The sequence below is a fragment of the Arthrobacter sp. 35W genome, from assembly GCF_000482545.1.
Lineage (GTDB): Bacteria > Actinomycetota > Actinomycetes > Actinomycetales > Micrococcaceae > Specibacter.
In genome coordinates, this window is sequence record NZ_KI519454.1 from 236,639 (window position 1) to 247,400 (window position 10,762).

Here is a 10,762-nt window from a genome sequence, read left to right on the forward strand (position 1 = left end):
TTTCGACAGGCTCAATCACCGGGTTCGCTGGTCGAGCGGCTGGGGAGCGAGGCCTCTTTACGCCTCCATGCGCATCGGGGACGCACTTCCCCGTGGGGGACGCGTCCACATTTGCGTCCTTGGAGGGGAACGACGTCGTGACTTGGGGACGCGCCCGCCGCACCGGATTTCGACAGGCTCAATCACCGGGTTCGCTGGTCGAGCTTGGGGCCACGGCCGCGAGGCCTCTTGACGCATCCATGCGCAGCGGGGACGCACTTCCCCGTTGGGGACGCGTCCACATTTGCGTCCTTGGAGGGGAACGACGTCGTGACTTGGGGACGCGCCCGCCGCACCGGATTTCGACAGGCTCAATCACCGGGTTCGCTGGTCGAGTGGAGCCGAGGCCTCTTTACGCCTCCATGCGCAGCGGGGACGCACTTCCCCGTTGGGGACGCGTCCACATTTGCGTCCTTGGAGGGGAATGACGTCGTGACTTGGGGACGCGCCCGTCGTACCGGATTTCGACAGGCTCAATCACCGGGTTCGCTGGTCGAGCTTGGGGCCACGGCCGCGAGGCCTCTTGACGCCTCCATGCGCAGCGGGGACGCACTTCCCCGTTGGGGACGCGTCCACATTTGCGTCCTTGGAGGGGAACGACGTCGTGACTTGGGGACGCGCCCGCCGCACCGGATTTCGACAGGCTCAATCACCGGGTTCGTTGGTCGAGCGGCTGGGGAGCGAGGCCTCTTGACGCCTCCATGCGCATCGGGGACGCACTTCCCCGTTGGGGACGCGTCCACATTTGCGTCCTTGGAGGGGAACGACGTCGTGACTTGGGCATGCGCCCGCCGCACCGGATTTCGACAGGCTCAATCACCGGGGCTCGGGGCCAAGTCGCGCGAGGGCGGGGGCACATGGCACACTTGGTACTCGTGCGAACGTCCAGGCGTTGGCACGGTCCGCTCTGGTGTAATGGCAGCACCCCAGCCTTTGGAGCTGTGGAGTATAGGTTCGAGTCCTATGGGCGGAACACCTGGACCAGTCCGAGTGCGGGTAACATTGGCATAGCCCTTGCTCAGTTTGATCACGGACCTTGTCCGGGAGGAGTGCCACTTAGTGAGCCCCCAAGACGCCAGTACTGTCCTTCCCGCCTCCGTCCAGCCAGCCGCCGTCGTGGTGTTGGCAGCCGGCGCGGGCACGCGGATGAAGTCGCGCACCCCCAAAATCCTGCATGAAATCGGCGGCACCTCCATGGTCGGCCACGCCCTCGCGGCGGCCCGCGGCCTGGATCCCGAGCGCCTCGCCGTCGTGGTCCGCCACGAACGCGATCTGGTGGCGGCGCATCTGGCCACGCTGGACGGCTCCGCGGTGATCGTGGACCAGGACGAGGTCCCCGGCACCGGCCGCGCCGTCCAGGCCGCACTTGACGCACTGGACGCCGAGGCACCCGTGGCCGGCACCGTCGTCGTGACCTACGGCGATGTTCCGCTGCTGACCACCGAGCTGCTCAAGGAGCTGGTGGCCAGCCACGAGGAGCAGGGCAACGCCGTCACGGTCCTGACGGCCGTGCTGGAGGACGCCGCCGGCTATGGCCGCATCCTGCGCGAAGCGGACGGCACTGTGGCCGGCATCCGCGAGCACAAGGACGCCTCCGACGCCGAGCGGCAGATCCGTGAGATCAACTCCGGCATCTACGCCTTCGACGCCGAGGTGCTGCGCAGTTCGCTGGGGCAGGTCACCGTCAACAACGCCCAGGGCGAGATGTACCTGACGGACGTGCTCTCCATCGCCCGCACCGGCGGCGGCCGCGTTGCCGCCGTCGTGACCACCGACCGCTGGCAGGTGGAGGGCGCCAACGACCGCGTCCAGCTTGCCGCCCTCGGTGCCGAGCACAACCGCCGCACCGTGGAGCGCTGGATGCGCGCCGGAGTGTCGGTCATCGACCCGGCCACCACCTGGATCGACTCCACAGTGGTGCTGGACGAGGACGTCACCATCCTGCCCGGCACCCAGCTGCACGGATCCACCACCGTGGCGCGCGACGCCGTCGTCGGCCCGGACAGCACGCTGACGGACGTCCAGATCGGCGAGGGTGCACATGTCACCCGCACGCACGGCTCCGGCACCATCATCGGCGAGGGCGCCAGCGTGGGTCCGTTCACCTACCTGCGCGCGGGCACCGTCCTGGGCGCCGACGGCAAGATCGGCGCCTTCTACGAGACGAAGAACGTCACCATCGGCCGCGGTTCCAAGCTCTCCCACCTGGGCTATGCCGGGGATGCGGAGATCGGCGAGGACACCAACATCGGCTGCGGCAACATCACCGCCAACTACGACGGCGTGAACAAGCACCGGACCAAGATCGGCTCCGGCGTGCGCACCGGGTCGAACACCGTGTTTGTGGCCCCCGTTGAGGTCGGCGACGGCGCGTACTCCGGTGCCGGCGCCGTGATCCGCAAGGACGTCCCCGCCGGGGCCCTGACGCTCAATGCCGCCTCCCAGCGCAACATCCCCGGCTGGGTTGAGAGCCACCGCCCCGGCTCCATCTCCGCCACCCTGGCCGCCGCCGCAGACAGCGCAGCAAGCGCAGTAGACAGCGCAGCGAGCGCCGCCGGGGCGGACACTGTGGACGCCGCCGCGGCTTCCGGTTCCTGAGCACCACCCGCACACCCCCATGCAAGCCCGCAGCCCCCAGCAGTACAGCGAGAAAGTGATTCCATGAGCGAACTCAGCCATAGCATCGACAAGAAATTGGTGCTGGCGTCCGGCCGCGCGCACCCCGAACTGGCCGCCGAGGTGGCCAGGGAGCTGGAGACCGAACTGCTGCCCATGTCGGCCTATGACTTCGCCAATGGTGAGATCTACGTCCGCTCCGGCGAAAGCGTGCGCGGAAAGGATGTCTTCATCATCCAGTCGCACCCGGCTCCGCTGAACAACTGGCTCATGGAACAGCTGATCATGTGCGACTCGTTCAAGCGTGCCTCGGCCCGCCGCGTCACGGTGGTTTCCCCGTTCTACCCCTACGCCCGCCAGGACAAGAAGGGCCGCGGCCGCGAGCCGATCTCGGCCCGTCTGGTGGCGGACCTGTACAAGACCTCCGGTGCGGACCGCATCATGAGCGTTGACCTGCACACCGCGCAGATCCAGGGCTTCTTCGACGGCCCCGTGGACCACCTGTTCGCGATCCCGCTGCTGGCGGACTACATCCGCACCCGCGTTGACGCCGACAACATCACCGTGGTGTCCCCGGACACCGGCCGCGTCCGCGTGGCAGAGCAGTGGGCCGAGCGCCTCGGCGGCGCCCCGCTGGCCTTCGTGCACAAGTCGCGCGACCTCACCGTGCCCAACCAGGCCGTCTCCAAGACCGTCGTGGGCCAGATCGAGGGCCGCACCTGTGTGCTGATTGATGACATGATCGACACCGGTGGAACCATCGCCGGCGCCGTGCGCGTGCTCAAGGACGCCGGCGCCAAGGATGTCATCATCGCCGCCACGCACGCCGTGTTCTCCGACCCGGCCGCACAGCGCCTGGCCGAGTGCGGTGCCCGCGAAGTGGTGGTCACCAACACGCTGCCCATCCCGGCCGCCAAGCGCTTCGACTCGCTGACGGTGCTCTCCATCGCTCCGTTGATAGCCCGGGCCATCAAGGAAGTCTTCGAGGACGGCTCGGTCACCAGCCTGTTCGACGGCCAGGCCTGAACCCCACCCGCTCCCGAGGCTCGCAAGCTCGCCTCGGGGCCCTCGCGGGTGTGGGCCCAACTAACACTGTGCCAGCCCCTGTGGTCCATTCGGACTGCGGGGGCTGGTATCGTTAAAAGCGAAACCTTGGCGAGGGAGTGGCCTCCACTCCGTTATCGACTCGGTCTGCAACTCCTTCGCGGCAACGCGGTGGTTCGTGCCAGGCCTTGTGTTCTTGCTGACCATCACCCACGAAGGAGTTTTTTCATGACTGAAATCAAGCTTGCCGCAGAACTGCGCACCGAATTCGGCAAGGGCGCTGCCCGCCGTGCCCGCCGCGCCTCCCAGATCCCCGCCGTCATCTACGGCCACGGCGAAGAGCCCATCCACATCGTTCTGCCGGAGCGCGAGACCACCCGCGCCGTGCGTGCCTCCAACGCCCTGCTGACCCTGAACGTTGCCGGCGAAGAGCACCTCGCCCTGGTCAAGGACATCCAGCGCGACCCGCTGCTGCAGATCATCGAGCACATCGACCTGCTGACCGTCGTCAAGGGCGAGAAGGTCACCGTTGAGATCCCCGTCGTCCTCGTGGGCGAAGCTGCTTCCGGCACCGTTGTGAGCCAGGAAGCCAACCACATCTCCCTCGAGGCCGAGGCCACCCACGTGCCGGTGCACGTTGAGGTTTCCATCGAGGGCCGCAAGGCCGGCGAGCGCATCCACGCTTCCGACCTGGTTCTGCCGACCGGCTCCACCCTGCTGGCCGACGCCGAGACCCTGATCGTGAACTTCAACGAGGCTGCTGCCGCGCCCGAAGAAGCTGCTGCAGAGTAGTCTTCGCCTTCATGAGCAACACCTGGCTTGTAGTCGGGCTCGGGAACCCCGGGCCCGGCTACAGCCGCAACAGACACAATATTGGCTACATGGTGGTCGAGGAGCTGGCATCGCGCGTGGGCTCCTCCTTTAAGAGCCACAAGGCCCGGGCCCTGGTGGCCGAGGGCCGGCTGGGCATTGGCGGCCCCAAGCTGATCCTGGCGAAGTCGCTGACCTTCATGAACCTCACGGGCGGCCCGACGGCGGCCCTGGCCAAGTTCTTCGACATCGAGGCGGACCATGTGGTGGCCGTCCATGACGAGATCGACATTCCCTTCGACACCATCAAGCTCAAGCTTGGCGGCGGCGAGGGCGGACACAATGGCCTGCGCGACATCTCCAAAACGCTCGGCACCAAGGACTACTACCGTGTCCGTGTCGGCGTCGGGCGCCCGCCCGGCCGCCAGGACGCGGCGGACCACGTGTTGAAGGATTTTTCCTCCACGGAGGCCAAGGAGCTGCCGTTCCTGATCGGCGACGCCGCCGATGCGACGGAGCTGCTCATCACCGATTCGCTGGTCGCCGCCCAGCAGAAATTCCACGGGCAGACCCGCTAAAGGCACACCCGTCATATGTGTCGCAGCCCACATGATTTGCTGCACTGGGTCCCGGCTGCGCTGTATGGTGAAGGCTACGCACAATCAGCCACTTGACCGGGTCCGGGGGTGTTAGATGAGCGAGCCCCGAACAGGGTGGACCAACGGCCACCCCACCCCTGCAGAGGGGGCCGGCGAGGCACGTCCCATGGGCGCCGCGGCCCGGCGCGCCTGGTCCTCGGTCGTCCGCCAGGACGTGGTTGAATCGGTGGCGGCCCTGCTCGAAAACAACGGGGTTGAAGGCGTCGTTGTCAGCGGCGCCGCCGGAACCGGCAAGACCGCCCTGGCCCGCGCCGTCGAGCGCCGGCTGGGCCGCGGAACCCACTTTCTGCATCTGTACGGCAAGCGCACCAGCGACGCCGTCCCCTTCGGGCAGTTCGATTTCCTCCTGGCCCGCATGCCCGCCGCCGCCGCGAGTTCGCCCGGCGCCATCGTGAGCCATCTGTCGGACCTGATCCTCGAGGACGCGCAGGGACGCTCCATTGTCGTGGTGGTCGATGACATGCCCGCCATGGACAATATGAGCACGGCCGTCCTGATGCACCTGATGCTCAGTGGAACGGCCAGTGTGCTTGTGCTGGTGCGCCACGTGGCCGACCTTCCCGAGGACCTGGCCTGGCGGCTCAAGGACCATTTGATGCGCCAGGTCCATCTGGAGGAATTCAGCCGGGATGAGGTGCTGGAGCTGCTCACCGGCACCCTGGGCCAGGTCGTGTCGGCCACGGCAGTCAGCACCCTCCACGCGGCCAGCCGGGGGAATCCGCTGGTGCTCCAGGCGCTGGTGGCCGAGCAGCTGCGGTCCGGGAATCTGCAGCTGCAGGGCAATGTCTGGGCGCTGAAGGGCCGCGTGAGTGTGGATTCGGCCCAGACCCTGTCGGAGGTGGTCCGCGCCCGTCTCGCCCTGGAAAGCAAGGCGGTGCGCGAGGCATTGGAGCACCTGGCCATGCTGCGCCGCACACCGCTGGCCGTGCTCGTGGAGCTGTGGGGGCCCGACGTCGTCACGGAGCTTGAGTCGGCCGGCTACCTGGCCATCGAGCGCGATGGCCGGCATTGGGTGGAATTGGCTGATGCCTATTTGGGCGAGGTGCTGCGCGGCTGGATGAACGAGGACCGGCGGCGGGATGTCTACCAGCGGATCTCCTCCGCCGTCGGCCCGGACCCCGGGCGTCTGGAGCGCGAGGACGTCCTCAGTTTCGCCCTGTGGAGCCTGGACGGCGGCGTGCCGGTGGAGCCGGGCATCGCCCTGGCCGCCGCCCGGTCCGCCATGGACCTCTTTGATCCGGAGCTGGCCCTCAAATGCGCCCAGTTGGTGTCCACCAGTGAACCCGAGTGGGTGGCTGCCGCCCAGTTGCGCGCCAAGGCCCACATCGCCCAGTCCAATCCGGCGCTTGCGCTGGCCGCCCTGCAGGAGGCCACCGCCGGGCAGCTGGATGCCTTGACGGCCGCGGAGTACGGCTCCTACATGGTGGATCTGTGCCGGGTGCTGGTCCGCCTGCCAGGCGGCGAGGCCCGGATTGCCGAGGTGCTCGGCGGCGCGGAGGAGCACATGTCCGCCCTGGCGCTGAGCTCGGACGACGACGAGGATCTGGGCGAAGGTGCGGACCAGCTGCGGCTGGCCAGATTCGCCGCGATGGTCCACGCCGGTGATTTTGCCGCGGCCCGCACCCCGCTGGAGGACGCCCACCGCACCGGCGCGGCGGAATCCTTCCGGCTCAACTGCGGAGCATTGCTGTCCATTGTCTGGGCCATGACCGGACAGGAGCTCGACGCCGTCGTGCTGGCCAAGGAGGTGCTGGCCGCGGCCCGGGAGGCGGACCTGCGGCTGGCGATGGCCGCCGAGGTCCAGCAGGGCATGTACCTGGGCCTGCTGTTCTCCGGCGACTGGCGGGCCTGTACGGTGATGCTGCGGCGCGTGTTGGAGGAGGCCGGCTCGGCCATGGACTATGTCGGCGGCGCCACCGAACTGGCCCTCGGGGTGGCCTACACCTATGCCGGCCACGGCTCCCTGGCGCTGGGGCTCCTGATGGGGGCCAGGGCCCAGCAGGAGGCGCGCGGATCACTGGTGGATCCGGTGCTGGTGCATTCGGCCCTGGCGTTCGCCTACGCCCAGCTGGACGACGCCGCCGCCGCGCGCCGCCACCTGGATCTGGCCGAGTCCGGCGGTACGCCGGCGGAATGGGTGGTGGGCTCGATGGCGAAATTCTGCAATCTGATGGCCCGGCGCTGGCTGCAGGAGCCGGGCGCCAAACAGAAACTCATTGAATCCGCCCGGGAGGATCTGGCCCAGGGCCGGCTGACGGCGGCGTCCACCAGCCTGTTCGGTGCCACAGTCCATGGGACCGATGAGGAATTCGCGCTGTTGGAATCGATCAGCGCCCAACGCCAGGGCTCCATGGCGCGGATCAATGTGCTCACGGCCATCGGCAGCCGGACCAAGGATGTTCCCACCCTGCTGGAGGCGGCGGAGACGGCCCGCGGGCTGGGCCTGGACGCCGTCGAATCCCGGGCGCTGGTGCTGGCCACGGACATCGCCCGGGAACGCCACAGCTCCACGCTGGCCAGGTCCGCGCAGCAGCGGCTCGATGAGCTGACGGAGCGGCTGCCGCTGCTGCCGCTGGCCCCCCACACCCATGGCCCGGAGCTCACCGGCCGGGAGCGGCAGATCGCCAAGATGGCCAGCCAGGGGCTGAGCAACCGGGAGATGGCCGCCGCGTTGGATGTCTCGGTGCGCACCGTGGAGGGGCACCTGTACCAAATTTTCACCAAGTTGGGGATTTCCTCCCGCGCCGACCTTGAAGGACCCGTGCATGTCTGAGCCGCCGTCCACTGCCCCAGATGCCTCCCATATCGGCAGGGGGGAGCTGTTCCCTTTGGACGGTGCCGATCTGTGGATCGACCACGACGGCGTGCTGCCCGCCATTGAGAACGCCGTGGCCGGCGGCGACTGCCGGGCGGTCTTCATCGTCGGGGGCTATGGGTTTGGCGCCACGGCGCTGTTGAACCGCCTGGCCGAGCGGTATGCGGACGAGGCCACGGTGCTCAGCATCCATGCCAGCCCGGCGCTGGAGGCCGTCCCCTATGGCGCACTGGCCCCCTTTCTGGGCGGCATCAAGGTCCCCAGCGTCTCCTCGCAGGTTGTGGTGCTGCGGGCCATCTGGGATCGGCTCCAGGCGCAGCGGACCCAGGAGGGCCCGGTGCTGCTGCTGCTCGATGATGCCCATGTGCTGGACAATGCCTCGGCGGAGATCATCACCGAGCTGGTCCGCGCCGGCTGGGCCACCGTCATCGCCACGGCCAAGCCGCATCCTGGGCTGCCCGGTGCACTGGCGAGGCTGTGGGACGAGGGCTGGGCCGAAAAGTTCGACCTCCAGCCCCTGGGCCCGGCCCAGGTCCATGAGCTCTGCACGGCGTTGCTCGGCGGCACCGTGGTGGCCAGCGCCAGCCGCAGCCTGTGGGCCGCCACGGGCGGAAACCCCCTGATGGTCAAGACCCTGCTGCACGAATACCGGCTCGACGGCGTGCTGGTGCACCGCAATGGTGTCTGGCTGTTGACGCCGGCCGGCTATGCCGGACAGCGTCTGGAGCTGGGCGAAGTGGTGGGCATGCAGCTGCGCCGGCTCAGCGCGGGGGCGCGCGAGATGCTGAATCTGATCGCCCTGGCCGAGCCTGTGGAACAGGCCCAGGTTGCCGCGCTCCTGGGCGAGGGGCCGCTGGATGAGCTTCTGGTGGAACGGCTGGTGGGCCGCGGGGGCCCCAGTGGGCACACCTTGCGTCTGCTCAATCCCCTGTACGGCGATGTGCTGCGCCAGAGCATCCCTGTGACAGCCTCCATGGAGCTGCACAGGCGCTTCCTGTCCACCGCGCCCCTGAGTCTGGATGAACCGGAATCACTGCTGCGCTTTGTGATCTGGTCCTTGGACTGCGGCACCCCCGTGGCCGATGAGCTGCTGATGCGCGCGGCGGTGCTGGCCTGCAAGATCTTTCAAAACGACGCCGCGCTGCGGATCGGTGCGGCCGTGCAGGATCCGGCGCTGCACAGCCGCACGGCCGCCGTCATGGCTCGGGCCCATTTCAACATGGGGAACTATGCCCAGGCGGCGGTGCTGCTGGAGCCAGTGGGCGCCGAGTCCGCCGACGTCGGGGAAATGATGCTGGGCAGCCTGCTGCGGGCGGCAACCCGGACGGCGCTGGGGCACCCCGGGGTGGATGTTGCCGCCGATGCGGCGGCGCTGCGGGCCTGGGGCAGGCATGAAAGCGAGCGCAGCCTGGCCGCGGGGCGGGCGGACGATGCCGCAGCGGTGCTGGCGGAGACCACTGCCCGCAGCACGGTCCTGGACCTGCTGGCGGCGTCCATGGTGGGGGAATATGCGGCCATGGGCGCCCTGTCCGCGGAGATCCGGGCCGCGGAGCCGCTGGAGTCCGGGCCCGGGCTGCTGCTCACCCGGGCCATGCTGCTGGCCCTGGAAGCGGAGCGGCTGTGCGCCGTGGGGCGGCCCCTGGCCGGGAAGGCCGAGGCCGAGGCGGCCTTTGCCATCGTCCAGCCCGAGGGGCACGATGTCTTCTTCCTGCCGGAGTTCATTCTGGTCCGCCTGCTCACCTGCTGCCTCGCCGCGGGGGAGTGGGGGCAGGCCGAGGAGCTGATGGATGACTACTTCCTCACCTCGGGGCTGGCCATGGTGTCCTTCAGCGGCGCCATCCACGTGGGCATCGGCTACGTGGCCGTGCGGCAGGGCAATCTGCACCGCGCGCTGCCGGTGCTGCTGGCCGGGCTGGAAGCGCTGCATGACAGCGACCCGGAGCACATGCTGCCCCTGTGCGGCGCGCTGGCCTACTACACGGCGGCCGCGCTGGGGGATGCGGAGAAGGCCCACGAACTGGCCGGCGAGTATCTGGACGGGGGCAACGCGGGCATCCACCTGGTGGCCGCCATTGCCGGGGACTTCTTCAACGCCGGCACGGAACTGCTGCGCCGCGACGGCACCGGGACCGCCGCCCTGCTGGCCAGCGCCGATGCCGCGGCCGCCGGCCAGACCCGGTTCCTGGAACTGCATGCCCTGGAGCTGGCCGTGTCGCTGGGCGATAGGAGCCGGCTGGAGCGTTTCACGGCGCTCGCCGCCGGCACCGAGGGGCCCTGGGCCGCTGCCTTGGCCAAGTACGGCTGGGCGCTGCGCAGCCCCGATGTGACGCATCTGCTGCGCGCCGGCGACGCCCTGCGCGAGGCGACCATGTTCGCCAACGCAGCACATTGCTACGACACGGCGCTGGGGATGATGGGCCGCAACCATGACCGCGAACTCATCCCGAGGGTGCGCGAACTGCTGGCCCAGTGCCGTACGGGCACGGGGGAGGACGACGACGGCGTCCAGGAGGGCGCCCGCCAGCCGGGGGTGCTGCTCACCCGGCGCGAACGCGAGGTTGCCGCCCTGGTTCTGGAGGGTCTGGGGGACAAGGAGATCGCCGCAGCCCTCCATCTTTCCGTGCGCACAGTGGAGGGGCATCTGTACCGCTGCTACACGAAACTGGGCATCACCTCCCGGGCAGAACTGGCCGGAGCCATGGAATTCCAAGGGAGCGAGGACTGATCTGAGGGTACGCAGGAGTAGAAGCACGTAGGGTACTCAGCAAAAAACGAGTAC

At 68.6% G+C, this 10,762-nt stretch carries 6 protein-coding genes and 1 tRNA gene; all 7 read left to right on the top strand.

Translation table 11 applies throughout. The features are described from left to right. The first annotated feature begins 940 nt into the window (after positions 1 to 940). The 7 genes from K254_RS0101100 to K254_RS0101130 all read left to right on the top strand — a co-directional run bounded on the left by K254_RS0101100 (position 941) and on the right by K254_RS0101130 (position 10,708). Positions 941 to 1,012: transfer RNA gene (locus K254_RS0101100), tRNA-Gln, on the top strand. Between the two features lie 173 nt (positions 1,013 to 1,185). Next, a complete protein-coding gene (glmU, locus tag K254_RS21100) occupies positions 1,186 to 2,637 on the top strand; it encodes a bifunctional UDP-N-acetylglucosamine diphosphorylase/glucosamine-1-phosphate N-acetyltransferase GlmU (RefSeq protein ID WP_231391831.1) in 1,452 nt (483 codons plus the stop codon). A gap of 63 nt (positions 2,638 to 2,700) precedes the next feature. Then, positions 2,701 to 3,681 carry a ribose-phosphate diphosphokinase gene (locus tag K254_RS0101110; RefSeq protein WP_026553835.1) on the top strand — a complete coding sequence of 327 codons (981 nt, stop codon included), beginning with the start codon at positions 2,701 to 2,703 and terminating at the stop codon, positions 3,679 to 3,681. A gap of 246 nt (positions 3,682 to 3,927) precedes the next feature. Continuing rightward, a complete protein-coding gene (locus K254_RS0101115; protein WP_026553836.1) occupies positions 3,928 to 4,491 on the top strand; it encodes a 50S ribosomal protein L25/general stress protein Ctc in 564 nt (187 codons plus the stop codon). An 11-nt stretch (positions 4,492 to 4,502) separates the two neighbouring features. Next, entirely contained in the window at positions 4,503 to 5,087 is a 585-nt protein-coding gene (gene pth / locus K254_RS0101120; protein ID WP_026553837.1) for an aminoacyl-tRNA hydrolase, read from the top strand. Between the two features lie 115 nt (positions 5,088 to 5,202). Further along, a complete protein-coding gene (locus K254_RS0101125) occupies positions 5,203 to 7,941 on the top strand; it encodes a LuxR C-terminal-related transcriptional regulator (protein WP_155848410.1) in 2,739 nt (912 codons plus the stop codon). Beyond that, entirely contained in the window at positions 7,934 to 10,708 is a 2,775-nt protein-coding gene (locus tag K254_RS0101130; protein WP_026553839.1) for a helix-turn-helix transcriptional regulator, read from the top strand. Before K254_RS0101125 ends, K254_RS0101130 begins: the two co-directional genes overlap by 8 nt. Positions 10,709 to 10,762: the final 54 nt, after the last annotated feature.